21 protein-coding genes are annotated in these 26055 nt (G+C 64.1%); 10 read left to right on the forward strand and 11 right to left on the reverse strand.

The features are described 5' to 3' along the window. Positions 1-51: 51 nt before the first annotated feature. The 4 genes from VB618_RS13865 (at position 52) to VB618_RS13880 (ending at position 5139) form a co-directional block, all read left to right on the forward strand. Positions 52-2187, forward strand: coding sequence for a calcium-binding protein (locus VB618_RS13865; RefSeq protein ID WP_329797292.1), 2136 nt, complete (start codon positions 52-54; stop codon positions 2185-2187). 260 nt (positions 2188-2447) lie between these two features. Continuing rightward, the gene (locus VB618_RS13870) at positions 2448-3488 is read left to right on the forward strand and encodes a zinc-dependent alcohol dehydrogenase family protein (RefSeq protein WP_329797293.1); all 1041 of its coding nucleotides are present in this window, start codon (positions 2448-2450) and stop codon (positions 3486-3488) included. A gap of 87 nt (positions 3489-3575) precedes the next feature. Next, complete coding sequence (gene mgrA / locus VB618_RS13875; RefSeq protein ID WP_329797294.1) at positions 3576-4619, forward strand: L-glyceraldehyde 3-phosphate reductase; 1044 nt, start codon at positions 3576-3578, stop codon at positions 4617-4619. Between the two features lie 115 nt (positions 4620-4734). After that, entirely contained in the window at positions 4735-5139 is a 405-nt protein-coding gene (locus tag VB618_RS13880; protein ID WP_329797295.1) for a PilZ domain-containing protein, read from the forward strand. A 46-nt stretch (positions 5140-5185) separates the two neighbouring features. Here VB618_RS13880 and mutL read toward each other — a convergent pair whose 3' ends face one another. The 7 genes from mutL to ileS form a co-directional block, all read right to left on the reverse strand. Then, on the reverse strand, positions 5186-7036 hold the full coding sequence (gene mutL, locus VB618_RS13885) for a DNA mismatch repair endonuclease MutL (protein ID WP_329797296.1): 1851 nt from the start codon (positions 7034-7036) through the stop codon (positions 5186-5188). Between the two features lie 111 nt (positions 7037-7147). Next, the gene (locus tag VB618_RS13890) at positions 7148-8464 is read right to left on the reverse strand and encodes a glucose-6-phosphate isomerase (protein WP_329797297.1); all 1317 of its coding nucleotides are present in this window, start codon (positions 8462-8464) and stop codon (positions 7148-7150) included. Positions 8465-8618: 154 nt separating this feature from the next. Then, positions 8619-9896 carry a M16 family metallopeptidase gene (locus VB618_RS13895; RefSeq protein WP_329797298.1) on the reverse strand — a complete coding sequence of 426 codons (1278 nt, stop codon included), beginning with the start codon at positions 9894-9896 and terminating at the stop codon, positions 8619-8621. Between the two features lie 28 nt (positions 9897-9924). Further along, positions 9925-11256 carry a M16 family metallopeptidase gene (locus tag VB618_RS13900; RefSeq protein ID WP_329797299.1) on the reverse strand — a complete coding sequence of 444 codons (1332 nt, stop codon included), beginning with the start codon at positions 11254-11256 and terminating at the stop codon, positions 9925-9927. 215 nt (positions 11257-11471) lie between these two features. Next, positions 11472-12119: a hypothetical protein gene (locus VB618_RS13905; RefSeq protein WP_329797300.1), complete on the reverse strand. Its 648-nt coding sequence runs from the start codon at positions 12117-12119 to the stop codon at positions 11472-11474. 85 nt (positions 12120-12204) lie between these two features. Further along, on the reverse strand, positions 12205-12675 hold the full coding sequence (gene lspA, locus VB618_RS13910) for a signal peptidase II (RefSeq protein WP_329797446.1): 471 nt from the start codon (positions 12673-12675) through the stop codon (positions 12205-12207). A gap of 149 nt (positions 12676-12824) precedes the next feature. Further along, positions 12825-15773, reverse strand: a complete 2949-nt coding sequence (ileS, locus tag VB618_RS13915) for an isoleucine--tRNA ligase (protein WP_329797301.1) — start codon at positions 15771-15773, stop codon at positions 12825-12827. Between the two features lie 291 nt (positions 15774-16064). Between ileS and msrB the strand changes: the two genes are divergently transcribed. After that, positions 16065-16568 carry a peptide-methionine (R)-S-oxide reductase MsrB gene (gene msrB, locus VB618_RS13920; RefSeq protein WP_329797302.1) on the forward strand — a complete coding sequence of 168 codons (504 nt, stop codon included), beginning with the start codon at positions 16065-16067 and terminating at the stop codon, positions 16566-16568. Between the two features lie 30 nt (positions 16569-16598). After that, on the forward strand, positions 16599-17747 hold the full coding sequence (locus VB618_RS13925; protein WP_442931785.1) for a DUF3095 domain-containing protein: 1149 nt from the start codon (positions 16599-16601) through the stop codon (positions 17745-17747). A gap of 241 nt (positions 17748-17988) precedes the next feature. On the opposite strand, the gene VB618_RS13930 is transcribed toward VB618_RS13925, so the two are convergent. From VB618_RS13930 to VB618_RS13945, 4 genes are all read right to left on the reverse strand, one after another. Next, positions 17989-18933: a bifunctional riboflavin kinase/FAD synthetase gene (locus VB618_RS13930; RefSeq protein WP_329797304.1), complete on the reverse strand. Its 945-nt coding sequence runs from the start codon at positions 18931-18933 to the stop codon at positions 17989-17991. Positions 18934-19026: 93 nt separating this feature from the next. Continuing rightward, positions 19027-19902, reverse strand: coding sequence for a TIGR01459 family HAD-type hydrolase (locus tag VB618_RS13935; RefSeq protein ID WP_329797305.1), 876 nt, complete (start codon positions 19900-19902; stop codon positions 19027-19029). A 106-nt stretch (positions 19903-20008) separates the two neighbouring features. Continuing rightward, complete coding sequence (locus tag VB618_RS13940; RefSeq protein WP_329797306.1) at positions 20009-20416, reverse strand: hypothetical protein; 408 nt, start codon at positions 20414-20416, stop codon at positions 20009-20011. A gap of 129 nt (positions 20417-20545) precedes the next feature. After that, positions 20546-21793, reverse strand: coding sequence for an EAL domain-containing protein (locus VB618_RS13945; RefSeq protein WP_329797307.1), 1248 nt, complete (start codon positions 21791-21793; stop codon positions 20546-20548). A gap of 167 nt (positions 21794-21960) precedes the next feature. Here VB618_RS13945 and VB618_RS13950 point away from each other — a divergent pair, with 167 nt between their 5' ends. The 4 genes from VB618_RS13950 to VB618_RS13965 all read left to right on the forward strand — a co-directional run bounded on the left by VB618_RS13950 (position 21961) and on the right by VB618_RS13965 (position 25967). Continuing rightward, positions 21961-22182 carry a heavy-metal-associated domain-containing protein gene (locus VB618_RS13950; protein WP_329797308.1) on the forward strand — a complete coding sequence of 74 codons (222 nt, stop codon included), beginning with the start codon at positions 21961-21963 and terminating at the stop codon, positions 22180-22182. A gap of 100 nt (positions 22183-22282) precedes the next feature. Further along, on the forward strand, positions 22283-23632 hold the full coding sequence (locus tag VB618_RS13955; protein WP_329797309.1) for an aspartate aminotransferase family protein: 1350 nt from the start codon (positions 22283-22285) through the stop codon (positions 23630-23632). Between the two features lie 321 nt (positions 23633-23953). After that, on the forward strand, positions 23954-25438 hold the full coding sequence (gene hisS / locus VB618_RS13960; RefSeq protein ID WP_329797310.1) for a histidine--tRNA ligase: 1485 nt from the start codon (positions 23954-23956) through the stop codon (positions 25436-25438). 70 nt (positions 25439-25508) lie between these two features. Further along, complete coding sequence (locus VB618_RS13965) at positions 25509-25967, forward strand: hypothetical protein (protein ID WP_329797311.1); 459 nt, start codon at positions 25509-25511, stop codon at positions 25965-25967. Positions 25968-26055 lie beyond the last annotated feature (88 nt).

Genomic DNA, 26055 nt, shown 5'->3' on the forward strand with positions numbered 1-26055 from the left:
TTGCGCCCGGCGCCCTTGAGGCGCTTTGGCTAATGCAATGGAGAGATCGTCATGGCTCAACCTGTTCTGTGGGGATCTCCCATTGCGCTTCCAGATGACATTCAAATGTCGCAGGTGACGGCGCTCAAAAACGGCACCTTCCTCGTCGTCGGCAAGGTTGGCACGCCCGGCAATTACCTGCCAAAGGCTTGGATCTACGATGCCGACGGCTCTCTGAAGCACGAGCAGCTTATCAACATCCCCGATCCAGGTTTCGAACGACCTCAAGCGGAGCTCGATGTCTCGGCAATCGACCTCACAGCCACCGAGCTGCCTGACGGGCGCATCGCCCTCACTTGGACGTCTGACATGCGCGGTTATGGTTATGTCAATGTCTGGTCAGGCCTCTATGGGGCCGATCTAACTCCGCTCGGAAATCCCACGCCGGTTACCCCTCTGATCCGAGACACCGGGAGCTTCTACCATTTTGATGCGGTGACCAGCCTCGGGAATGGCAGCCTTGCCATCAGCTACATCGGCGAGACCGGAGGCGGAGCCTTTCTGCGTATCCTCGGTCCTGGCGGAGAACTCTCAAGTGCTGTCGAACTCGGTTCAGCCAGCGCGAATCCTCACATGACCGTCACTGCCCTGACGCCGCTTGCCAATGGAGACCTAGTGGTAACGGTCCGAGCAAATTCCGATCTCATCGAAGGCTATCTGGTCACGCCATCGGGCTCCGGCAGCCCGGTCCGATCAAGCCTGTTTTCGATTGGGTCGCAAGGCACGCTTGATGAAGCAACAGTGACCGCCCTCAAAGGTGGCGGGTTTGCCCTAGCGTACATGGACGGACAAAGTAACAGCTCAACGGCTTACGTCCGGATCTATGGCGCAGATGGGAGCTCAACGACCAATCGTATCACCACCGCCGCCGGCACGATCACCTCGGAGTCTCCAAAGCTCCTCGCGCTGCCAAACGGAGGCTTTGCCGTTGCATATGAGAAAGCAATTCAAAGCTACGGCGGAGCACCGGGGCGCGAGGTCTATGTCGCTCTCTTCGACGCCAAAGGCAATCGCGTGAGCGATGACTTGCTGGTCAGCAACGATACGGACAATCAATCATCAAATGTCGCTGGCCTCTCGCTCATGGGCGACGGGCGCATTGTCGTGCACCATTCAGAGGGTCTGCGCATCGTGGATCCACGCGATGCGGCCGTGTCACTGCAAGGCACCGCCCGCAACGACCAATATATTGGCACCGCCTTTGATGACTCACTTGCGGGAGGCGCGGGCGATGACATCCTGCGGGGTGATGGCGGCAACGATGTCCTTGACGGTGGCACAGGTCGCAACATTCTGAACGGCGGCAACGGCTTCGATTTCGCGTCCTATGCCAGCGCGGCCTCGGGCGTCACGGTCAACCTTTCCACTGCCACAAACCCGGATGGCGACACCTTCATCAGCATCGAAGGCGTAATCGGCTCCGGCTTTGCCGACACCCTCATCGGCAACGGCTCCGCGACGCTTAGCGCACGCGGCGGTGACGACACTTACACCATCAAAGCAGGAGATGTTGTCGAGGAAGCCGCCAATGAAGGCCGTGATACGGTGATCGCCGGCAGGAGCTATGCGTTGAAAGCCGATGCACAGATCGAATTGCTCAAGCTCTCGGGCGTCTCCACGAAGCAAACAGCCAATCTCACCGGCTCGAACATCGCCAACGAAATCATCGGTCACGCAGGCAAGAACACCCTCAGAGGCCTAAGCGGCAACGATGTGCTGAAAGCCTCCTCCGGCAATGACACGCTCAAGGGCGATGCTGGTTCCGACAAGCTCTACGGCGGCCTGGGCAACGACAAGCTCTATGGCGGCACCGGCACGGGCAAGGATGTATTCGTGTTCGACACCAAGCTGAGCAACACCAAGAACGTTGACCGCATCTACGACTTCAACTCGAAGTACGATTCCATCCAGCTGGAGAACAAGATCTTCACCAAACTCGGCAAGGATTCGGTCAAGGGCGTGAAGTTCAAGTCGGACATGTTCGTAAAGAGCAAGGCGGCGCTGGATCGGGAAGACCGGATCATCTACGACAAAGACACCGGCGCGCTCTACTACGACAAGGACGGCACGGGCTCGGCCGCGCAGATCAAGATCGCCACGCTCAACAAGAACCTCAAGATCTACTTCTACGATTTCTACGTGATCTGATTGGGATCGATGGCCCGCGCATGTCGCGTGCTGTCATCCCGGGACCGCGCAGCGGTGCCCGGGATCCATAACCGCTAACGGTGCAGGAATATCCGGGGCGCGGATCGCCTCTTCTTCAGATGTCGTAATTATGGATCCCCGCCTTCGCGGGGATGACAATGGCGATGGAAGAGCCCACCTGAACGACAGGGTGAGCATTTGCCCTCCCCTGCTCCGACCGCTATACCGCCTCTTCACTCGTCGCGAAGGAAGGGCTCATCATGAAAGCGGTTCTCTTCGAGCGGTTCGGCCAGCCGCCCCGCGTGCAGAATGTGCCGGATCCCGCGCCTTCGGCTGAGGGTGTCGTGATCAAGGTCGAGGCAACGGGCCTGTGCCGGAGCGACTGGCATGGCTGGATGGGGCATGACCCTGACGTGGTGCTGCCGCATGTGCCGGGGCACGAGTTGGCGGGTACCGTTCTCAGCACCGGAAAGCAGGTGACGCGCTGGAAGAAGGGCGACCGTGTCACCGTGCCGTTCGTCGGGGGATGTGGGCACTGCCACGAGTGCAACTCCGGCAACCATCAAGTTTGCGAGCAGCAGTTCCAGCCGGGCTTCACGGCCTGGGGATCGTTCGCCGAATATGTGGCCGTCGACTACGCGGGCACGAACCTTGTGGCGCTGCCGGAGGAGCTTGATTTTGCGACAGCCGCTAGCCTCGGCTGCCGGTTTGTCACGTCGTTTCGCGCCATCGTCGACCAAGGCCGGGTGAAACCCGGCGAATGGGTTGCCGTTCACGGCTGCGGCGGAGTTGGGCTCTCGGCGATCATGATTGCAAGCGCCATGGGGGCGAACGTGATCGCCGTTGATGTGACCGATGGGAAGCTCGCCTTCGCGCGTGGAATGGGCGCTGTGGCGACCGTGAATGCGCGTGAAAGCACGGATGTCATCGGCGCGGTCAAGGAGATCACCAGGGGCGGAGCTCATGTCTCCATCGACGCCCTGGGCAGCCCAACGACCTGCTTCAACTCCATCGCCAACCTGCGCCGCCGCGGGCGTCACGTGCAGGTTGGTCTAATGGTGGGCGATCACGCTCGCGCATCCGTGCCGATGGCTCAAGTGATTGCGCATGAGCTGGAGATCTACGGCAGCCACGGCATGCAGGCCTTCCGCTATCAGGACATGATGAACATGATCCGTACCGGCAGGCTCGCGCCGCAAAAGCTCGTCGGCAAACATCTGAGCCTGGATGAGGCGCCCGCCGCCCTGATGGCGATGGACCGGTTCGAAGGGCTCGGGATCAGCGTCGTCACGCGCTTCTAGATATAATGAACGCTAAGCTCGCATTGTTGAAGGCGCGCCAAGCGCGCTATGTAAGTCTTCTGCCCTGTTGCTGCGCTGGAGAGATCGATGGCCTATCTGCCCGCTGAAAATCGCTATGATGAAATGATCTACAACCGGTGCGGACACAGCGGGCTCTTGCTGCCGGCGATATCGCTGGGGCTCTGGCACAATTTCGGTGAGGACAAATCCACTGCGACCGCGCGGGAGATCTGCCGCACGGCCTTCGATCTCGGCATCACGCATTTCGACCTCGCCAACAATTACGGCCCTCCCCCGGGCTCTGCCGAAACCCTGTTCGGCGAGATCCTGCGCAGCGAGTTCCATGGCCTGCGCGACGAGCTGGTGATCTCCACCAAGGCGGGCTACCGCATGTGGCCCGGCCCCTATGGCGAATGGGGCAGCCGCAAATATGTGCTCTCCAGCCTCGACCAGAGCCTCAAGCGGATGGGGCTCGATTATGTGGACATCTTCTACTCCCACCGCTTCGACCCGGAGACGCCGCTCGAAGAGACCATGCTGGCGCTGGACTCGGCGGTCCGGCAGGGCAAGGCGCTCTATGTCGGCCTCTCGTCCTACAACAGCCAGCGCACCCGCGAGGCGGTTGCGATCCTGCGCGAGCTCAAGACCCCGTGCATCATCCACCAGCCGAGCTATTCCATGCTCAACCGCTGGATCGAGGAGGACAGACTGCTCGACACCCTCGATGATGTCGGCATGGGCTCCATCGTGTTCTCGCCGCTGGCGCAGGGCATGCTGACCACGAAATACCTGAACGGCATTCCCGACGAGAGCCGCGCCGCGCAAGGCAAGTCCCTGCGCACGAGCTTTCTCAGTGAGGACAATCTGGTCCGCATTCGCGGCCTCAACGGCATTGCCGATCAGCGCGGGCAGACTCTGGCGCAAATGGCGCTCGCCTGGGTGCTGCGCGACGGACGCGTCACCTCGGCGCTCATCGGCGCGAGCCGCCCCGAGCAGGTCGTCGACTGCGTCGGCGCACTCAAGAACCTGTCGTTCACGCCCAATGAACTCGCCGAGATCGACCGCTTCGCCGGCGAGGGCAACCTGAACATCTGGGCGGCTTCCGCTGAGCGGACGGGTCCTTCTCGCTAAGACGGGACGCGCAATCCCCAGTCTCTTCGGGGATACCTCTTTCGAGGGACTTGAGAAGCCGGTTAACAAATGGTTAATGCAAAGCTTCATTGGCCATTTGTCCCAGGTCGCTTCCATGGTCCCCGTCACTGCCTCCGACAACCGCCGGCACGCCAGGCGCTTTCCCGCCCATCATCCGGCGCAGATCCTGCTGGGGCCTGACGCGATGATCCCCTGCATGGTGCGGGACATCTCGACCGGCGGCGCCAGGATTGCCCTGAAGCCGCAGATGGATCTCCCTGAGACCTTCGAGCTGTTCATCGCAGCCCACGACCTGCAGGTCCGCCGGGCGCGGGTGTGCTGGCGCAGAGGTGCTTTCGCCGGGATCGCTTTCAGCTCAGACGAGGCCGATGCCGTTGTGATCGCGGAAGTGCCGCGGACGCTCACCTTTGAGGATTGCCTGGATCAGGCTGCCATGCCGGCCCATCTTGCGGCTAAACCGGCGCGCAAGAACCTCAAGCTCTGGCAGACCAGCATCTGACTTCACTCGCGCGCTTCTACAAGCGAAGCGCTCAGACAGGCACGCGTCAGCGCCGTCCGAACAGGCGCTCGATGTCGCTCAACTTGAGCTCAACGTAGGTCGGCCGCCCGTGGTTGCACTGGCCCGACATCGGCGTCGCCTCCATCTCGCGCAACAGAGCGTTCATTTCCTCAGGCCGCAGCCGCCGCCCAGCGCGGATCGAGCCGTGGCAGGACATGCGCGAGAGAACCGCATCGAGCCGCTCCTCAAGCGGACTTGAAGCGCCCTGCCCCCATTCGGCGAGCGCATCGGCCACGTCCTGCACCAGTGCCTTGATGCGCCCGCCCGCCAAGGCGGATGGCACCTCGCGCACGAGAAGCGCGCCGTGACCGAACGGCTCGACCACGAGGCCGAGACCCTCAAGCGAAGCGGCCTCCGCAAGCACCCGGTCCGCATCCACCGGATCGAGATCGACCACCTCGGGGATGAGCAGCAATTGCCGGGCGATGCCGGACGAGGTGCGCTCGCGCTTCAGGCGCTCATAGACGAGGCGCTCATGCGCCGCATGCTGGTCGACGATGACGATGCCGTCCTGCGTCTGCGCCACGATGTAGGTGCCATGCAGCTGTGCCCGTGCAGCACCGAGCGGCGACTCCTCCGATTGGGGCTCCACCTCGTGCAGCGTCGCGCGGCTATCGGCAGAGGGCGCAGCGAGATCGGGCAGGCTCGCCTGCCTCTCTGCAAGGCCGTGACTCGCTGTGTAGGATGGTTCGGGAGAATCGAGCGGTGCCTGCCAATTGGCGAAAGCGCCAGTGGGGCGGATCGCATGGGTGCGGTGCGGATAGGCCGGACGCATTGACATTGCGCCTTGCGGGCGCAGGCTCTCCAGCGTGCGCGTACCGCCCGTCGAGGAAGCACGAAAGGCGTAGCGGGTGATCGCTTCCTTCAGGGCCGCCACCACGAAACCGCGCACGAAATTCGGATCGCGGAAGCGCACCTCCGTCTTGGCCGGATGCACGTTTACGTCGACGGCACGCGGATCGAGATCGATCATGATGGCAAGCACCGGGTGCCGGTCGGACGCCATCACATCCGCATAGGCGCCACGCACCGCTCCGAGCAGCAGCTTGTCGCGCACGGGCCGCCCGTTGACCACGAAATGGATGGAAGTTCCGGTGCCGCGATGGAAGGTGGGCAGGCTCGCGAAACCGGCGAGCCGCACGCCTTCCCGCTCAACGCCGATGGCCATGGCGTTCTCGTGAAACTCAGGCCCCAGCACACGCGAGAGGCGGCGCAGGAAACCGTGCTCGCCTGGCTCCTCGGGCGGATAGGTGAACGCCGTGATGTGCTCGCCCGACAAGGTGAAGCGGATAGTGGGATGCGCGATGGCCAACCGCTTGACGATCTCGGCCACAGCCTGCGCCTCCGAGCGGTCGCTCTTGAGGAATTTCAGGCGCGCGGGCGTGGCGGAAAACAGGTCCGTCACCTCGACCCGGGTGCCTTTCGGCGCGGGTGCGGGCCGCACCGGACTTTTCACGCCCGCCTCCACCACGATGGCGCTGCCGGTCTCGGCCTCAACTGTCCGGGACACGATGGCGAGCCGCGCCACTGCGCCGATGGACGGCAGGGCCTCGCCGCGGAAGCCTAGCGTGTTGATGGCGAACAGGTCGCCGTCCGGCAGCTTGGACGTAGCGTGCCGTTCGACCGCAAGCTCCAGATCCTCGGGCGTCATGCCCCGGCCATCGTCGACGATGCGGATCAGGCGGCGCCCGCCTGCCTCCACGGCAATCTCGATGGAGGTAGCATTCGCATCGACCGCGTTCTCGATCAGCTCCTTCACGGCCGCCGCCGGGCGCTCGACGACCTCGCCCGCAGCGATGCGGTCGACGAGGATGGGATCGAGGCGGCGGACGTGCATGAGGGCATTCAACTTTCAGATTCAATAACGGGAAGATAAGGACTGAGGGCGCCGAAAACCAGAACGCACGCCCTTGTTCCCCTGCTCTCCCGTCCCGTTGACGAGGGGCAACTATCCTTGCGACAGGTATTGCTTCGCCAGGATCTTGCCCTCCTCCACAGCCGGCTGGTCGAACGGATCGACGCCGAGTGCATAGCCGGCCAGAATCGTCTCCAGCATGAAGTGCATGAGGAGTTCGCCCACCGCGCGCTCATCGAGCTTCTCGATGTGGATCTGGCGGGTCGGGCGGCCGTTGCGGGCCAGCGTATCGGCGGTGGCGCGCCCCTGCGCGGCCACGAGGTCACCGATATGCTTGCCGCCGAATCCCGGCTCGCCGGCCCGCTTGGCGAGCCTCTCGTCCATGAGCGGCCCCTTGCCCGCAACGCCCGTGGTCATGACGGTGAAGAGCTTGTCGTTGGGGCCAGCAAGATAGAGCTGAAGCTGGCTGTGCTGGTCCACCGGCCCGATGGCGGCCACCGGCTGAGTGCCGTGGCCATCCTTGCCGATGCTCTCGGCCCAGAGCTGAACCCACCAGCGGGTGAAGCGCTCGAGCCGATCCGCATAGCCCATGGCCACGGTGATGCCCTTGCCGTCGCGGGCCATGGCAACGTTGAGAGCCGCACCGAGCGCGGCCGGGGCGTCCTTGGCCGCAGCTCCATTGCGGAAAGGCTCATAGGCATCCGCGGCACCCTGGCGGATGGCTGCGATATCGAGGCCGAGCACGGCTGCCGGCAAGAGGCCCACATTGGTGAGCACCGAGTAGCGCCCGCCGATGCCGGTGTGATGTTCGAGAAACCGCACGCCTTCGGGCTCCAGCAGATCGCGCAGCGCATTTCGGACGCCCTGCTTCCGCGGCTCGGAGAGGCCGAGGAACACGTCCTTCGGGTGGGCGCTCAAGCCTGCCTTGTCCAAGGCCGTGAGCACGGCGATCGTCTGCATCAGGGTCTCGCCCGTGCCGCCGGATTTCGAGATCGACACGAACTTGGTCGAGGAGAGCGGCAGCTTGTGCAGCACCCGATCGAAGGTGATGGGGTCGAGATTGTCGAGGAAGTGGACCCGCGGGCTCTCGGTGAAGCGCCCGGCACCCGGCACCGCATAATCCCTCAGCTGTGCCAGGGTCTGGCCGCCGAGGCTCGATCCGCCCGTGCCGAGGAACACCACATCGGTGGCATCGTCGCGCAGGAAGGTCGCCGCCTCGCGGATGCTCGCCAAGTCGTCCGTGGTCCGAGGCATATGGAGCAGCGGCAGTCGCCCTGAGGAATCGTCCTCCGCAAGCCGCTTCATGGCTTGGCCTACGAGCGCGAGCGCCTCGTCCAGCGCCGCCTGCGGCAGACCGCCCTCCCCGATAGTGGCATCCAGGGCAAGATCGATCGATTGCTGCAAAGGCATAGGCGTACTCCGACTCGGTGCAAGTTGGAGCGCAAGATTAGGGCACGGAGGGGAGCACGGCTAGGGCTAAGCCGGAATGCCCACTGCACAAGGGGCAGACCCGCTCGCTATTCTGCCTGATAAGCCCAACGCATGCCCGGCCATCAGGACGAACTCACACCCCGGTCGGTCGTCCCGCAATCACCGTCAGCATCTGGCCATCGCCGAAGATGCGCTCGGCAGCCTTGCGGATATCGGCCTGGGTCACCGCACCGACAAGGGCATTGCGGCGGCCGATATAGTCGATGCCGAGGCCCTCGAAGGCGATCTGGGCCAGCGTATGGGCGATCTTTGTCGAGGTGTCGAAGCCGAGCGCATAAGAGCCGATGAGATAGTCCTTCGCCTTCTGCAGTTCCTCGTCGGACGGACCTTCACTCGTGAGCTTTTCCATCTCGCCGGTGATGACATCGAGGGCCTCGACAACACGCTCGTTCTTGGTGGCCGTATAGCCCCAGGTCATGGCGGCGGAGCGGTAACTCACCAGCGATGTGCCGACGCTGTAGGCAAGGCCGCGCTTCTCGCGCACTTCCTGAAACAGGCGGGACGTGAAGGCGCCGCCGCCGAGGATATGGTTGAGCACATAGGCAGGAATGAAGCCTGGGTCGCTCCAGGCGATGCCGTTCATGCCGAAACGGATGACCGATTGCGGCACGTCGAGATCGACCACGATGCGCGAGCCGATCTTCTGCAGCGTCGCGGGCTCGATGATTCCGAGAGGCTTCGCTTCGGGCAGGGAGCCGAACACCCGGTCGAGCAGCGCTGACAGATTGTCGGCCCCGATGGCGCCCACGACCGCGATCTTGACGCGGCCGCGGGCGATGATCGCCCGATGCATGGCCACGAGATCGTCCCGCGTGATCGCCGCGACGCTCTCTGGCGTACCGGAGGTCGGGCGACCGTAGGGATGCCCCGCAAAACCTTCCTCGAAGAAACGGCGGGTCGCCATCACACCGGGATCGTTCTGCTGGTATTTCAGGCCGGCAATCGTCTGGGCGCGCACGCGCTCGATGGAATCCTGATCGAAACGCGGCTCGGCGAGAGCCAAGCGCAGCAGCTCGAAAGCCTCGTCCGCATGCTTGACCAGTGTCTTCAGGGAGCCGCCGAGCGCGTCGTTGCCGGCATTGAAGGACAGCTCGATGGCACGCGCCGCCAAGCGCTCCTGGAACGCGTCGGAATCGTACTCGCCGGCACCCTCGTCGAGCAGCCGCGCCAGCATCTGCGCCACGCCCGGCTTAGTCTCAGGATCATGCGCCGAACCGCCCTCAAAAATGAACGACACGGCAATCAGCGGCACCACGTCGGATTCGACGTGCCAGACCTCGACACCGCCGGCCGAGGTGAGCGCCTTCACCTGGGTCGGAGACGAAGACAGGGTTTCGACAGAAGCTGTCATTGTGACCTCAAATTCTGGGGCAGGCCGCTCAAGAAGCCGACTTCTGCAGGTAGCCCGTCACGGAACGGCGGGGGATGAGATAGCGCTCGGCGGCTGAGGCCAGGTCGCCCTTGAGAACAGTCTCGATCTCGACCGGCCAACGCCGCACCTCCTCGATGGTCTCGCCGATGGCGAGCGCCGAACCGTAGATGCGGGCGAGCGAGGACTGGCTGTCGGTGGAATAGATCGTCTCCGCCACAAGGCGCGTCTTGGCACGCTCGATGGAATCCCCATCCAGAGCCTCAGACGGGATCGTCTTGAGCACCTGATCCACAGCCTCTTCCAGCGCCTGCAGCGACACGCCCTCAGACGGAACCGCATAGACGCAGAAACGGGTGTCCTCCATGGCGGAGGACATGTACCAGGCGCCCGCGTTGACCGCGATGCCGCGCTCCATGACGAGCTTGCGATAGAGATACGAGGTCGGCCCGCCGCCGATGACCTCGGCAAGCAGTTCGAGCGAATAGCAGTCGCGCTGGGATGCGGTGCGGCAGGACGGCACGAGATAGAGCCGCTGCATCGTCGGCTGCTCGACCTTGGGATCCGCCACGGTGATGTGGCGTGCTGCCACCGGCTCCGGCTCGCGCGGACGCACGCGGGTCGGCCGCTTGCCCTGCGGCGCGATGCGGCCATAGGTGGTGTCGGCGAGGCGCCGCACCTCGTCCTCGGTCACGTCACCGGCAACCACGAGGATGCCGTTCTCGGGCGTGTAGAAGCGGCGGTAATAGTCGAGGGCGTGCTCGCGGTTGAGGGTCTCGATTTCGTGCATCCAACCGATGATCGGAATGCCGTAAGGATGATGCACGAAGAGCGAGGCGGCCATGGCCTCGGACAGTTGCGCCGAAGGATCGGTCTCGACACGCATGCGGCGCTCTTCCAGCACCACGTCCCGCTCCGGAGCGATGACGGCCTCCTCCAGGAGGAGGTTCGTCATGCGGTCGGCCTCGAACTCCATCATGGTCTTGAGGTTCTCGCGGGCAACGCGCTGGAAATAGGCTGTGTAATCGAAGGACGTGAACGCATTCTCCTGGCCGCCGAGGCCGGACACGACCTTGGAGAACTCACCGGCCGGGTGCTTCTCCGTGCCCTTGAACATCAGGTGCTCGAGGAAGTGCGCAATGCCCGACTGGCCGATCGGATCGTCCGCCGAACCGTTGCGATACCAGATCATGTGCGTGACCACGGGAACGCGATGATCGGGGATGACTACCACATCGAGACCGTTGTCCAGGGTGAAGGAGGACAGGTTCGGGCCACTGCCTTCCGTCCGCCCGAAGGAAGCGGCGTCGGCGCGAAGAATGGGCTTAGAGGCAGTGTCCATGACGTTTCAACCTTGGCGACATCAAATCGTTTCGCAGGATCAGACCTACGGGAATAGTCAAATTGGGGGGGTACGCAAGCGAGGCCGCGAAACTTTCCGGTGGGGAGGCGGTTCGCACCGGGAGGCGAACCGAACTTGGCCTTTCAGGACCCCATAACGTTTTCAGGCGAAGCGGGGGAGCCCCGTTCGCCTGAAAAAGAGAGAAGAGAGAATGGCTATTGCCGCCGACGCTCTTGCTGCTGGCGGATGAAGGCCTGAGGGCCTTCAGGATCGCCGTTGACCATCGGATCGGCCGAGGCCTTGAGCCTGCCGCCCCCCTGGGCCTTAAGGAGCGTTGCCGGAGGATCGCTGAGGTAGCGGCGCTCCAACCCGTCACCCTGAAGTTTCACGTCATCGTCCGACGTCGCGTAGGAGCGCAGCTCGTCCGGAGTCATGCGGCTCATATCGGCCTGCGCGCCGGAGCGGACGGGGGCCGTCGTGGCGATGTTGTTCGGGTTGCGGCCGGCTCGCATCTCTTCGATGGAGAGGCGGCGGCCTTCATTGAGCTTGTAGGCTTCGGAGCTGGTCCAAGGGGTCCGGGCCTCGGCCGCTGCCTTGCGGCGGGCTGCGACGTCAGGGTCCTTCGGCCAGTTGCCGTTACGCGCCTCGGCACCGCCGCCCTGCGCGGGAGCGGGCAGATTCATGCTCGGCGGGAGCACGAGAGGAGCACGCTCGTTGTAAACGATGGGGTCCTTCTCCTTGGGAATGATGCCGATGCTGCCGAGCAGGCTCTTGACGGCCTCGCCCTCCTGCGCCGAAGCGCCGGTAGCGGCGACCAGAAGCGCCAGAGCCCCCGCGCACCCTACGATTTTCATTCCCTTCATGGCACCCACCATTGGTTTCTCGTTGTGGCTGGAAGGCCTGATCGCTCATTCTGGCGAACATATGGCAGCCGGGCGCTCCAAAATATCATTTCTTCGCTCGGCGCCCTTCCAGGACGAAGGAGTCATAAAGCAAACCGATCACCCCCGCAACGATGGCGGCATCGGCCACATTGAACACGTACCAGGACCATGTGCCGATGTGGAACTGGATGAAGTCGAACACGGCCCCATAGGCGATCCGGTCGATGACGTTGCCGATGGCCCCGCCGACAATCAGGCCGAGGGATGTGGCCAGGAGCTTGGCCGAGGTGCGGTGGATCCAGACGCTTAAGCCGATGGAGGCAAGGATCGATATGACGACCAATGCCCAGCGGCCGAGCTCCGAGTTCTGCTGGAACAGCCCATAGGAGATGCCGCGATTCCAGACCACGATCAGGTTAATGAAGGGCGCGATCTCTGCGGGCTCCTTCACCGGCAGGTCATAGACGAACAGGGTGTAGAGCTTTGTCGCCTGATCGAGGATGAGTGTGATCAGGGCGGCGGAAAAGCCGAGGATCGCAGCAGTTGAGAGGCTTTTGCGAGCCGTGCGGCTCTTGCCGGAACTCCTCGAGCTGCGCGGACGCGTCGCAGCGCCAGGGCGCTGCGGGCCAGCCTGAGAGGTCGTTCCTGCGTCGGGAAGCGGCGCGCCGGTCTCGTTTGGCTTGCTCATTCCGCTGCCGCCTTGAGCTGGTCCCACTCCCGCAGGGCCGCAGCGTCGCGAGGTGTCACATCCGGGTAATCGGCATCCGTGCCCACCTCCGGGGTGACTTTCCACGACCGGGCGCATTTGCGGCCTTGAGCGAGGGCGGGCACAACGGCCACGCCCTTCACATCCTCGAGGCGGAAGGCCTCGGCTGGCCCCTCGCCCTGCACCACCTGGATGCCGGACGTGATGGAGATCTCGGCAAGGTCGAGACCCTGCACGGCCTTGAACAGGCTTTCATCCGCGATGTGAACCACGGGAGCGGCTTCAAGGCTCGCACCGATGCGCTTCTGCGCACGCTCGATCTCGAGCGCACCCGTGACGACACGGCGCACGCGGCGCACCTTCGACCAGCGCTCGGCGAGCGCCTCGTCGCGCCACTCCGCCGGCACGTCAGGGAAGGTTTCGAGATGCACCGACTCGGCCTCCGGATAGCGCTCAAGCCACGCCTCCTCGGCCGTGAAGGCCAGGATCGGCGCGATCCAAGTCGCCACGCGGCGGAAGGTCTGGTCGATCACGGTGAGCGCGCTCTTGCGCACCTTGCTCGAGATCGGATCGCAATAGAGCGCGTCCTTGCGGATGTCGAAATAGAATGCCGACAGGTCCGTAGTCATGAACGAGTTGAGGAGCGCGATCACCCGCTTGTAATCGAAGGTGCTGTAGGCTTCGCGCATCTCGCCGTCGAGTTCAGCGAGACGGTGCAGCACGAAACGCTCCAGCTCCGGCATCTCGTTGAAAGCGACCTTGTCGGCCTCGCGGAAATGCGCCAGCGAGCCCAGCATCCAGCGGATCGTGTTACGCAGCTTGCGATAGGTCTCGACAAAGGTCTTCAGGATCTCCGGGCCGATGCGCAGGTCGTCCGAGTAGTCGGATGCCGCCACCCACAGGCGCAGGATGTCGGCGCCCGAATCCTGGATCACCTTCTGCGGGGCGACCACATTGCCGAGCGACTTCGACATCTTCTGGCCCTTCTCGTCCAGAACGAAACCGTGGGTCAACACGATGTCATAGGGCGCGCGGCCGCGTGTGCCGCAGCTCTCTAAGAGCGACGAATGGAACCAGCCGCGATGCTGGTCGGAGCCTTCCAGGTACATGACCTGATCGGGGCCGCCATCGACCTTGCGTGTCACCCTCAGGTCCTCGCGCTTCTCCAGCGCGAAGGCATGCGTGCAGCCTGAATCGAACCACACGTCGAGGATGTCGTTGACCTTGTCGAAATCGTTCAAATCGTAGCCGAAGGGCTTGAGGAAGCGCGAACCGTCATCCGCATACCACGCGTCGGCGCCCTCCTGTTCGAAGGCCTCGGCGATGGCGTTGTTGACGCGTTCATCCTTGAGGATCTCGTTGCTTCCCTTCTTCACGAAGACCGCAATCGGCACGCCCCAGGCGCGCTGGCGCGACACCACCCAGTCAGGACGGTTCTCGATCATGCCGTTAATGCGGTTCTCGCCGCTTTCCGGCACCCACTCGACGGTCTTGATGCCATGGAGCGCGCGCTGACGGAGCGTATCGCCCTTGTCATCGAGCGGCTTGTCCATGGAGATGAACCATTGCGGCGTGTTGCGGAAGATCAGCGGGCCCTTCGAGCGCCAGGAATGGGGATACTGGTGCTTGAGGCGGCCACGCGCAATCAGCGCACCGACCTCGACGAGCTTCTTGATGACGGCTTCGTTAGCGCCCGCATCCTTGCCCTTATCGTCGTAGATGCGCTCGCCCGCGAAGAACGGCACGTCGGGGAAGTAGGACGAATCCGGCGACACCGTATGCGGCACCTCCCGTGTGCCGCAGGCCGCGAATACGTCGCGATGCTTCACATACGTGTTGTAGTCGTCAGCGCCGTGGCCGGGAGCCGTGTGAACGAAACCCGTGCCTGCGTCGTCGGTGACGTAGTCGGCTGGCAGCACCGGCACACCAAAATCCCAGTAGCCGTTCGCGCCCTCCAACCCGCGGAACGGATGCGCGCAGCGCTCGAGCATCACCGGCAGCACGTCCTTGACGCGCTCAAACCCTGCGACCCGTGCAGCAGCGAAGACATCGGCCGCGAGTTTGTCGGCGATGACGAACCGGTCGCCCACCTTGGCCCAGTTGTCGTCGGCCGCTTCCGTCACCGTGTAGAGGCCGTAGGCGATGTTCTCGCCATAGGCGATGGCGCGGTTGGCCGGAATCGTCCAGGGAGTCGTCGTCCAGATCACAACCGAGGCGCCGTCGAGATCGCCGTCCAGCGTATTGGTGATCTTGAACTTCACCCAGATCGTCGTGGAGGTCTTCTCGTGATACTCGACCTCGGCCTCGGCCAGAGCGGTCTTCTCGACAGCGGACCACATCACGGGCTTCGAGCCGCGATAGAGCTGGTCGCTTACCGCAAACTTGATGATCTCGCGGGCGATCTGCGCTTCCGCGTCAAAGGACATGGTCTGGTACGGGTTCGTCCAGTCGCCCTCGACGCCGAGGCGCTTGAACTCCTCGCGCTGCACGTCGATCCACTTCTCGGCAAAGGCCCGGCACTCGCGGCGGAACTCGACGATGTCCACGTCGTCCTTGTTCTTGCCCTTGGCGCGGTACTCCTCCTCGATCTTCCATTCGATCGGCAGGCCGTGGCAGTCCCAGCCGGGCACGTAGTTGGAATCGAAGCCCAGCATGCCCTGCGAGCGGACGACGAGATCCTTCAGGATCTTGTTGAGGGCGTGGCCGATATGGATGTTGCCGTTGGCATAGGGAGGCCCGTCATGAAGCACGAAACGCGGACGGCCCTTCTGGACCTCGCGCAGGCGCTCGTAGAGCCGGTTCTCGTTCCAACGCTGCAGGAGCAGCGGCTCCCGCTGCGGCAGGCCGGCCCGCATCGGGAACTCGGTCTGGGGCAGGAACAGGGTTTCGGAATAGTCGCGGGCAGCGCTTTCAGGCTTATCGGTCATAACGGTCAATCAGGTCTGTGTGGCCCGGGTACAGACGGGCGCATCGGGCTTATCTCAGGGACGAACGGCTAGGATCCCGGACCTTCGCAGGTCATGCGAAAGCCGGGCCGATAATTCGCGCCGCGCCTATCCGGGCCGCCGGCAGGGCCTGAGAAACCATGGGCATAGGGAGCCTTTTAACAGCGCCGGGCCGGATAATAAAGCGTGGTGATTCCGGGAGCGGGTCCCTATTTATGAGCGGAACCCAGCATTACACTCTCTCCGACAGGCTACGGCAGGAAGGATCAAACCATGGCAGACTCGACCACCACGGCCGACCGGCGTTCCCGTGCAGGCTTCGACCTCACGCCGCCGGCGCCTGAGCAGTTCCGCGCTCTCGTGAACAACCTCGACGACGAGGAGCGCCGCGTTCTCCTGGAGCATGGCACGGAGCGGCCCTTCTGCGGCATCTTCAACGAGGCCAAGGACAAGGGCACCTATTGCTGCCGCCTCTGCGGCCTGCCCCTGTTCAATGCCGGCACCAAGTTCGAATCCGGCACCGGCTGGCCAAGCTTCTTCGATCCCATCGACCGCGATCACGTCGCCTTCGTGCGCGACTCCAGCTACGGCATGGTCCGCACGGAGATCCGCTGCGCCCGCTGCGAGGGCCACCTGGGTCACGTCTTCAACGACGGCCCTCCCCCGACCGGCGAGCGCTACTGCATGAATTCGGTCTCGATGCGCTTCGTGGCCGACGGCGATCCGCTGCCGGACGACCTGGGTCGCGGCGCGCCCGAGGGTGAGTCGGTGGGCTAGGGCCTCCCCATGGAGGCGAGCCGGCAGGACATGGAGAGCAGGATGGGCGGCGATTTCTACGCCCGCCTGCCGGTCTTCGATCATTTCTCCGACCTGACCGATCCCGGACGCTACATGCCCGTTCCGGACGATTGGGTGCTCGGCCTCAGCGACATCGTCCGCTCCACTGCGGCGATCCAGTCGGGACGCTATAAGGAGGTCAACACGGCTGCCGCCGCCGTCATCGCGGCGGTGGCGAACAAGCTCGGCACGAGCGAATTTCCCTTCGTATTCGGGGGCGACGGCGCGAGCTTCGCGCTACCGGCCTCTCAATCCGATCTCGCCCGGGAGGCGCTGAGCGCCGTCGCAGCCTGGGTGCGGGATGCCTTCGGCTTCGAACTGCGCATCGCCCTCGTGCCGGTGTCAGACATCAGGGCACAAGGTCACGACGTGCGTATCGCCCGGTTTTCCGCCTCACCGGACGTGTTCTATGCCATGTTCGCGGGCGGCGGCCTGGCCTACGCCGAGCGGCAGATGAAGGGAGGCGTCTTCGCCATTCCACCGGCTCCATCGGGCACCCTGCCGGACCTGACCGGCCTGAGCTGCCGCTTCGACGAGATCACGCCGGAGCGCGGCGTCATCCTCTCCCTGATCATCCTCCCCACCGCAACCACAGATCCCGAGGCTTTCAACACTCTCGTCAACAAGGTGCTCGTCCTGGCGGAAGGTCAGGAAGCAGGTCGCCCGATGTCGGACCGGGGGCCTCCGCTTGCATCTCCGTTCCAAGGTTTTGGAATCGAGGCTAAAACCGTGAGAACAGGCGGATTTCACCTGTGGCCCGTGCTGCAGCTCGCAGCCGGGCGCCTGGCCGCGTTCATGATCTTCCGGACAGGCCGCTCGTTCGGCGGCTTCGATCCCACCCGGTACCGCCACCAACTCGTCGAGAACACGGACTTTCGCAAGTTCGACGATGGCCTGCGGATGACGCTCGACTGCACGCCCGCCCTGGCCGACCGGCTCGAGGTCCTTCTGCAGGAAGCGGAACGGCAGGGCATCGCCCGCCACGGCCTGCACCGGCAGGAGGCGGCGCTCATGACCTGCTTCGTCCCCTCGCCCACCAGAGCCGACCACATCCATTTCGTCGACGGCGCTATGGGCGGCTACGCCATGGCCGCGCAGGCGATGAAGCCGGCCTTGTGAAGAATCGTCATCCCGGACGGAGCGCAGCGCAGATCCGGGATCGCAAGACGAGTGTGGCTCAACCGGCCCTCCTCTCCCTTGTGGGGAGGAGATGGAGGTGGGGGTGTGAGCGATAGCCTATACAGGTCAGGCGCCAGCACCCCCACCCCTAGCCCCTCCCCACAAGGGGGAAGGAAACAAGCGCTTTATCCTGCACGCGATCCCGGATCGGCTTGCGCCGTCCGGGATGACCCCAAGCTGATTAGACGATCATCGAGGCTATCCGGTCTTCAGCCAGCATCCGCTTTGCCTCGACCGAGTCCCGGTCCATCTGGGCGATCAGCGCCTCGATTCCATCGAAGCGCTCCTCGCCGCGAATCCAACCGATGAACTCCACGTCCAGGACATGCCCGTAGAGATCACCTGAATAATCAAAGAGGTGCACCTCAAGGAGCGGCGCTCCGCTGTCGAAGGTCGGGCGGCGGCCGAAGCTGGCGACGGCATCGACCAGAGTGCCGGCGACCGATGCCCGCACCGCATAGATGCCGTGCCGCAGGCGGCAATCGTCGGGCAGACGCATATTGGCCGTCGGATAGCCAAGGACACGCCCGCGCTTGTCGCCATGGCGGACCTCGGAACGGACGAACCAGCGATAGCCGAGGAGCCGGTTGGCCGTGGCAATGTCGCCTGATTCCAGGGCCGCCCTGATGGCGCTGGAGGAGACCGGCTCCGTGCCCTCGACGATGGCAGGCGCTATGATGCAGTCGAGCCCTTGCTCCCGGCACAGCTCCATCATGCGGTCCGGGTTGCCCTCGCGGCCGCGGCCGAAATGGAAGTCGTGGCCGATCACGACTCCCGACAATCCCAGGTCCTTTGCCAGCAGCTCCACGAAGCCCGCAGCCGTGAGGGCCGCAAGCGATCCGTCGAAGCGCCTCTGGAAGACGCCCGCGAGGCCGAGCCGCGCGAAGATCGCCAGCTTCACAGGCTCAGGCGTCAGGCGAAACAGCGGGCTGTCGGGCTGGAAGAATGTGCGCGGATGCGGCTCGAAGGTGACGATGGCAGCGGGCCGTCCGGTGTTCAGGGCCATGGTCAGTAGGTGCCGGTGCCCGCGATGAACCCCATCAAAATTGCCGATGGCCGCGACGGCTCCCTTGAGGCTCTCGGGCACAGGCTCGCCATCGCGGCAGATCGCGAAGGAAGTAGGCATCAGGGGAGAACCTCGGAACTCATCTGGGACTGGTCAGTGCCGCGCGACCCTGTCGAAAACCGATCCAGGGGTCAAGAGCTGCCGGCGTTTGCCCTACCAGGACAGCACTTCGGTAAAAGCAGTTGGCCGGACAGGCTGCCGGTCCACCCAATCCTGCACGTGATCTGAAACCAGATCACCTTCGTGAAGCCCAAGCTCCTCCGCGTGGATGCCGCGGGCGATCATCAGGGCGTCGATGCCGAAGCCGATGGCGCCGGCTATATCGGTGCGGATCGCGTCGCCGACGGCCAGCACCCTCTCCTTCGGGGTCGGATGGCCGGCCAGGTCGGATGCCACGGCAAGAGCCTGCTCGTAGACCGGGCGATGGGGCTTTCCCGCATAAAAGACCTCGCCACCCATCTCCTCGTAGGCGAGCGCAATGGTGCCCGCGCAGGGCAGGATCATGTGGCCACGCTCGACGACGAGATCGGGATTGGCGCAGACCATGAGCAGGTTGCGCCGCCGCATGGCCTCGAGTTGCGGGCGGTAATCCTCGACCGTCTCCTCCTCGTCGTTGTCGAAGCCGGAGCAGACCACGTAATCCGCCTCTTCAATGGAGCCGAAGCGCACGTCGATCCCGTTGTAGATCGGCATGTCGCGGGGCGGGCCGATGTGGTGCACCACCTTGTCGATGCGCTCCTGGATGGCGAGCCGGGTCAGGTCGCCCGAGGTGACGATGGCGTCATAGGCCGAGCGGGGCACCTGGAACCCGTCGAGCTGCGTTCCCACCGAGGCGCCGGGGCGCGGGGCGTTGGAGACGAGCACCACCCGGCCGCCCTTGGCGCGGAAGCGCGTGAGCGCATCGCTCGCGGCCTCATAGGCTTTGACGCCATTGTGCAGCACGCCCCAGACATCGCAGAGGATGAGATCGTAGCTTTCGGCGAGAGGCTGCAGCCCTTCGACGTGAAGGGGACGGGGCAAGGCGGTCATAGGGTCTCACATCTGGTAGACCGGGGCGCGTAGGCCCTTGAGCCGCTCAAGTCAACTCTATTGCCCTGGTAGAGCCGGCCTATCACACAGACCGCTCAGACCGATCTCAAGCCTGTTCGCGAGTTGCAATAAATGCGGAGATTGTTGTCAACAATGCTAAGCATGTCGCGACGATGATGGGTGGAGACAGTTCCACAGAGAGCAGAGCGGCAACAAACCCTAGATAGACCAAGTTTGCCGCGTGCAAACTCAGGCGAGCCCACCTCCCAGTCAAGCTGCCGAAAGCCAGCAGGAGGTTCATTTGCGCGATGAAGACGACCGCCAGACCAGCGCCGCCAAAATAAAGGCCATCGAGCGTTCTGGCCCATGTCTGGTTTTGAAGCATGGCGGGCGTTGCAGCGACATGGCCGATGCCCATTAGGAGGATCAGAGCGCTGGTGACACGGTGTAGCCAGCCTACGATGCTGGTTTGATGGAAGAGTTTGAAAGAATTGACCTGAGTGCTGGCTGACATTGTATCCCCTTGTCGAGAATGTTCGTGAGGCATTGGCTATCCCAGCAATGCCCACCGCTCAGCTTATCGATACAACATAACGATAATTTTTCAACCCGGCTGTGTCATGGAAGCGGGCATAGTCCCTAGTCAACCGGTACGCCGCAGACGGGTCGGCGCATCCTCCAGGCCGAAGGGGCGCGGCAGATCCTGCTCACCCGCGATCTCCGGCTTGACCGGACGCGGCGCCGCGAAGGCGAAGCCCTGCGCGACGGGAATACCGAGATCTTCGAGAGTTGGCACCATCTCATCCTGGTCCACCCGCTCGGCGATCAGCCGGATGCCCTGGCGGCGCAACGCCGAGGCGAAATCCCGCACGTCGAGTTCAGGTCCCGCATAGCGCCCATCCGCCTGCTCGGCGGCCTTGATCAACAGGCCGGCCGGCAGCTTCATGAAGCGGATGCCGAGATCGGCCAGCGTTTTCGGGTCGAACCGGAGATCGGCCGCGCGGTCGAGGGAGAACGGCACGCCGCGCTCCCGCAGGGTCGCCAGCGCGCCCTTGAGATCGGCATCGACGTGGCGCCAGCTGTGCTGGGGCAGTTCCAGGACGATCCTGCCGAGGATTTCGGGTGAGGAATCCAGCAGGCCGGCGAGCGACCACAGGAAGCCCGGCTCGACGATGGAATGGGCCGACAGGTTCACCCCCACAATGGCCTCGCTGCCGCGGGCCATGAGGTGGCGGGCGACTGCCATGGCGCGGATCAGGATGCGCCGGTCGAAATCGGAAGCACGGCCGGAGCATTCCAGGATGGGCAGGAACTCCACTGGCGCCAGCAGGGTCCCGTCCGCCAGGCGCAGCCGCGCCAGAACCTCATAGAAGCGGATCTTGCGCTGTGGCAGCGACACGATGGGCTGCAGGTGCAGCTCGATCCGGTCCGCCTCGAAAGCCTGGGTGACAAGCCTGATCCGGCTCGTCTCGTCGGCCGAGAGCCTGCGGATGCAAGGCAGCAGGGATGGTTCGGGAAACTTTTCAGGGTTGATGACTGATCCGGCCACAAGCGTCAGGGCAGGCCTGCCGCGCAGCGTCGGAACAGCCTGCACGGCACTCTCCGGCACATCCGCAGCTTTGGCGAGATCACGCAGAAGTCCCGCCGGGCCCTGCCCCGCTCCCCTGCCAGGGCTCAGCACGAGCGGAGCGGCAGGGCTTCCCGCCTGCTGCCGGAGGATGAGAAGAACGCCGATCACCATGGTGATCAGAACGGCAAAGACCGGCATGACGAGGCCCGCCTCCATCGGCACATAGGCCGCGGCGGATGCTGTCAGAAAGGCCGGCGTGAAGGCGAGCAAAACCGCTTTCCGGCCCTTCAGGACCGGATTCATTTTCTTGTTGGTGACCATGGGTGCCCCCGCTCCCCTGGCTCGGCGCAGGTGCCGAATCAGTGTCTTAACCGAATGTGAATCAAGGCGAATCGCGAGGCAAGTTTCGTATTCCCGCAATGGACATTTTTGCGCAACCGCGCGTTGCTCGGTCAGTGTCTGTCAGACAGTTTGGAAAGGGCGTATCGATGGAAGAGCCTCGCAAGGACCTGCTCATGCAGGTTGAGGGAATGACCTGCCAGGGCTGCGTCAACTCGGTCACCAAGGCGATCCAGCGGCTGGATCCCGGCGCCAAGGTCGAGGTGGACCTGGATCATGGACGCGTGCACGTGGTCACCACGGCGCAGACTCTCGAAGTGGCCCAGGCACTCAATGCCGCCGGCTATGAGGCGACCGGCATGACGATGTAGCTCAAGGGTTGCGCCCTGCTCATGGCTTGGCGCAAAGATCCTTTTGCTGCGTCCGGAAACGGCTGCTAGGCTCCCGGCCAGTCATTTCCGGGGATTAGCCATGACCGCCCAGATTTCCAGAGCCGCCAACGACTCCCTCGCACCCAACGACCTAGAGGCTTGGTGGCTTCCGTTCACGGCAAACCGCTCCTTCAAGCAGCGCCCGCGCATGATCGCCCGCGCGAAGGGCATGTACTACTACACGCCCGAGGGCCGTGAAGTGATCGACGGCGCTGCCGGCCTCTGGTGCTGTAACGCGGGTCACAACCGGGATGAGATCACCCAGGCCATCCAGGCACAGGCCGAGGAGCTCGACTATTCGCCTGCGTTCCAGTTCGGCCATGCGGGCGGCTTCGCCCTCGCGTCGCGCCTTGCCCAGCTCGCACCCGGCGACCTGAACCACGTGTTCTTCTGCAACTCGGGCTCCGAGGCAGTGGACACGGCCCTCAAAGTCGCCCTCGCCTACTGGAACGCCAAGGGCCAGGGCAGCAAGACGCGCCTGATCGGCCGCGAGCGCGGCTATCACGGCGTCGGCTTCGGCGGTATCTCGGTCGGCGGCATCGTCAAGAACCGCCAGTTCTTCGGTTCGCTCCTCGCCGGCGTCGACCACCTGCCCCACACCTACAATCGGGAACAGCAGGCGTTCTCCCGCGGCGAGCCCGAATGGGGCGCACATCTCGCGGACGAGCTCGACCGCATCGTGGCGCTGCACGACGCCTCGACGATTGCTGCCGTAATCGTTGAGCCGATGGCCGGCTCCACTGGTGTGCTGGCGCCGCCTAAGGGCTATCTCAAGCGTCTGCGCGAGATCTGCGACAAGCACGGCATCCTGCTGATCTTCGACGAGGTCATCACCGGCTTCGGGCGCCTCGGCACGGCTTTTGCCGCCGAGCGCTACGGCGTCATCCCGGACATGATCACCTTCGCCAAAGGCGTAAATTCCGGCGCCGTGCCGATGGGCGGCGTGATGGTGCGCCAGGGGCTCTACGACACCTTCATGAAGGGGCCGGAGCACATGATCGAGCTGTTCCACGGCTATACCTATTCCGGTCACCCGCTCGCTTGTGCGGCTGCCCTTGCCGCTCAGGACATCTATCGGGACGAGAAGCTGTTCGAGCGGGCAAAGACCATGGAGCCGGTCTGGGCCGATGCGATCCACGGCCTCAAGAACCTGCCGAACGTACTCGACATCCGCACCATCGGCATCGTGGCCGCCATCGATCTCGCCTCGCGCCCGGATGCGGTCGGCGCCCGCGCCTTCGAGGCCATAGACCGCGGCTTCCAGGAACACGGCATCATGATGCGCGTCACGGGCGATACTATTGCCCTATCTCCGCCTCTGGTCATTACGGAAGAGCAGATCGGCGAGATCGTCGAGAAGCTCACCAAGGTGATCAGAGCGGTGGCTTAAACCACCCATGACAAGCGTCATCCCGGACGGCGCACCCGATCCGGGATCGGGTGCAGGATAGAGCGCACTCCCTCTCCCTGAGGGAAAGGGTTGGGATGAGGGGTTACAGGTTCATCAGGAGAGGACACTAACCCCTCACCCGCGCCTCCGGCGCGACCTCTCCCACAAGGAGAGGTGAAGGGAGCCACCCTCGTCCAGCGATCCCGGATCTCCGCTGCGCTTCGTCCAGGATGACGTGTTTGGCGAAACCCTTGCCCCTTACCGACGCAGGGAGTAGGACCGCAGCACGTTTTTCCATTCCAACGGCTGCTGTAAAAATCCATGTCCAAGGCCGACAAAATCAAGGCTCGCGCGCCGCGCGGCTTTGCCGACCGCACTCCCGCCGACCTTGCCGCCACCGAGCGCATGCTCGCGGCGATCCGCGAGTCCTATGAGCTCTACGGCTTCGAGGGTGTCGAGACGCCCTTCGTCGAGTACACCGACTCCCTCGGCAAGTTCCTTCCCGACCAGGACCGACCGAACGAGGGTGTGTTCTCGTTCCAGGACGATGACGAGCAGTGGCTGTCGCTCCGCTACGACCTGACAGCGCCGCTGGCCCGATACGTGGCCGAGAATTTCGATGCCCTGCCCAAGCCCTATCGCAGCTACCGGGCCGGCTGGGTGTTCCGCAACGAGAAGCCGGGCCCCGGCCGCTTCCGCCAGTTCATGCAGTTCGACGCCGACACGGTGGGCGCGGCCTCCGTCGCGGCGGATGCGGAAATCTGCATGATGGCCGCCGATACGATGGAGCGGCTTGGCCTCAAGCGTGGCGACTTCATCATCAAGATCAACAACCGCAAGGTTCTGGACGGCGTGCTCGAGGCCATCGGCCTTGGCGGCGAGGACAAGGCAGGCCAGCGTCTCACCGTGCTGCGCGCCATCGACAAGCTCGACCGCCTCGGGCCTGAGGGCGTGAGCCAGCTCCTGGGTGGCGGTCGCAAGGACGAGAGCGGCGACTTCACGAAAGGCGCAGGCCTTGAGCCCGATGCTATCGAACGCGTCCTGGCCTTCACTGCCGCGAAAGGCGCGGACAATGCGGCGACGGTCGAAAATCTGCGCAAGGTTGTAGGCTCTTCCGCCCGAGGTCTGGAAGGCGCGGACGAGCTTTCGGAGATTGCCTCCCTCGTGGCCTCATCCGGGTACGAGGCTCGTGTGACCATCGACCCCTCCGTCGTCCGCGGCCTCGAATACTACACCGGCCCCGTCTATGAGGCCGAACTGACCTTCCAGGTGCAGGACGAGGACGGGCGGCCCGTCCGCTTCGGCTCGGTCGGCGGCGGCGGGCGCTATGACGGCCTCGTGGGCCGCTTCCGCTCAGAGCCCGTTCCGGCCACCGGCTTTTCCATCGGCGTCTCGCGCCTGCTCTCGGCCCTGCAGATGGTCAAAAGCCCCATCGTGTCGGGCGCCGCAAAGCCCGGTCCGGTGGTGGTGCTCGTCATGGACAAGGACCAGGTCGCCGCCTACCAGCGCATGGTCTCGACGTTGCGCCAGGCAGGCATCCGGGCCGAGCTCTATCTCGGCTCCTCGGGCATGAAGGCGCAGATGAAGTATGCCGACCGCCGGCAGAGCCCCTGCGTGGTCATCCAGGGCTCGAACGAGCGCGAGCGCGGCGAGGTCGAGATCAAGGACCTGATCGAGGGCGCCAAGGCGGCTAAGGCCATTGCTTCCAACGAGGAGTGGAAAGCCGCCCGTCCGGCGCAGTTCTCGGTCGCCGAGAGCAAGCTGATCGAGGCCGTGCGGGAGGTTCTGGCCCGCCATTTCGGATAACCTTGGCCGTTCGGGAACCCCTGTGCTTGGCTCGGGGTTGTCTCGGAAGCTTGACCATCAGGAGATGATGATGCCGAAGGACAAGAAGAGCACTAGTAAAGCGAAGAAGGGCACCGGCAAGAGCACCGGCACGAAGCTGGCGAAATCCGCCAAGAAGTCGGGCCTCATGGAGCTGGTCAATTCCAGCCTCGGGCGCGAGATCCTGGCCGATGCCCTGATTGCCGCTGCGGGAGCCGCCGCCGCTGCCCTGACCAGAACGCGGACGGCCAAGAAGGCCGGCGCAGCTGTCGCCGACGCGGGCTCCCAGACCGCCGACCTGACCCAGACCGCCGCCGGCGCCGTCGCCGGCGTCGTGACGGAAGCAGCCCGTCATTTCTTGCCGCCGAGCCTCATGGGCGAAGAGGATGGCTCGGAAAAGGGCAAGGCAGAACCCAAGAAGGTCAAATACGTCAACCGCTCCAGCGATCACAGCAAGCGCAAGACGACGAAGGCCAAGAGCGAGAAAAGCGGCGCGGCCGAAAAGCGCTGAGTTTATCGGCCTCCTACCATTTTCTAGCGCCATGGCCGGGCTCGTCCCGGCCATTCGCGTTTTTATGACCCTGCCCCTCCCGTTCACC

Source organism: Microvirga sp. CF3062, assembly GCF_036314045.1.
GTDB lineage: Bacteria > Pseudomonadota > Alphaproteobacteria > Rhizobiales > Beijerinckiaceae > Microvirga.

Excerpts from the sequence above, each read along its gene's own strand:
- VB618_RS13865 (WP_329797292.1), top strand. The coding sequence starts at position 52 with ATGGCTCAACCTGTTCTGTGGGGATCTCCCATTGCGCTTCCAGATGAC.
- ileS (WP_329797301.1), bottom strand. The coding sequence starts at position 15,773 with ATGACCGATAAGCCTGAAAGCGCTGCCCGCGACTATTCCGAAACCCTG.
- VB618_RS13930 (WP_329797304.1), bottom strand. The coding sequence starts at position 18,933 with ATGCCTACTTCCTTCGCGATCTGCCGCGATGGCGAGCCTGTGCCCGAG.
- VB618_RS13950 (WP_329797308.1), top strand. The coding sequence starts at position 21,961 with ATGGAAGAGCCTCGCAAGGACCTGCTCATGCAGGTTGAGGGAATGACC.
- mgrA (WP_329797294.1), top strand. The coding sequence starts at position 3,576 with ATGGCCTATCTGCCCGCTGAAAATCGCTATGATGAAATGATCTACAAC.
- VB618_RS13900 (WP_329797299.1), bottom strand. The coding sequence starts at position 11,256 with ATGGACACTGCCTCTAAGCCCATTCTTCGCGCCGACGCCGCTTCCTTC.
- mutL (WP_329797296.1), bottom strand. The coding sequence starts at position 7,036 with ATGCACGTCCGCCGCCTCGATCCCATCCTCGTCGACCGCATCGCTGCG.
- VB618_RS13870 (WP_329797293.1), top strand. The coding sequence starts at position 2,448 with ATGAAAGCGGTTCTCTTCGAGCGGTTCGGCCAGCCGCCCCGCGTGCAG.
- VB618_RS13965 (WP_329797311.1), top strand. The coding sequence starts at position 25,509 with ATGCCGAAGGACAAGAAGAGCACTAGTAAAGCGAAGAAGGGCACCGGC.
- VB618_RS13945 (WP_329797307.1), bottom strand. The coding sequence starts at position 21,793 with ATGGTCACCAACAAGAAAATGAATCCGGTCCTGAAGGGCCGGAAAGCG.
- VB618_RS13880 (WP_329797295.1), top strand. The coding sequence starts at position 4,735 with ATGGTCCCCGTCACTGCCTCCGACAACCGCCGGCACGCCAGGCGCTTT.
- VB618_RS13935 (WP_329797305.1), bottom strand. The coding sequence starts at position 19,902 with ATGACCGCCTTGCCCCGTCCCCTTCACGTCGAAGGGCTGCAGCCTCTC.
- hisS (WP_329797310.1), top strand. The coding sequence starts at position 23,954 with ATGTCCAAGGCCGACAAAATCAAGGCTCGCGCGCCGCGCGGCTTTGCC.
- VB618_RS13905 (WP_329797300.1), bottom strand. The coding sequence starts at position 12,119 with ATGAAGGGAATGAAAATCGTAGGGTGCGCGGGGGCTCTGGCGCTTCTG.
- VB618_RS13895 (WP_329797298.1), bottom strand. The coding sequence starts at position 9,896 with ATGACAGCTTCTGTCGAAACCCTGTCTTCGTCTCCGACCCAGGTGAAG.
- VB618_RS13890 (WP_329797297.1), bottom strand. The coding sequence starts at position 8,464 with ATGCCTTTGCAGCAATCGATCGATCTTGCCCTGGATGCCACTATCGGG.
- msrB (WP_329797302.1), top strand. The coding sequence starts at position 16,065 with ATGGCAGACTCGACCACCACGGCCGACCGGCGTTCCCGTGCAGGCTTC.
- VB618_RS13940 (WP_329797306.1), bottom strand. The coding sequence starts at position 20,416 with ATGTCAGCCAGCACTCAGGTCAATTCTTTCAAACTCTTCCATCAAACC.
- VB618_RS13925 (WP_442931785.1), top strand. The coding sequence starts at position 16,599 with ATGGAGAGCAGGATGGGCGGCGATTTCTACGCCCGCCTGCCGGTCTTC.
- VB618_RS13955 (WP_329797309.1), top strand. The coding sequence starts at position 22,283 with ATGACCGCCCAGATTTCCAGAGCCGCCAACGACTCCCTCGCACCCAAC.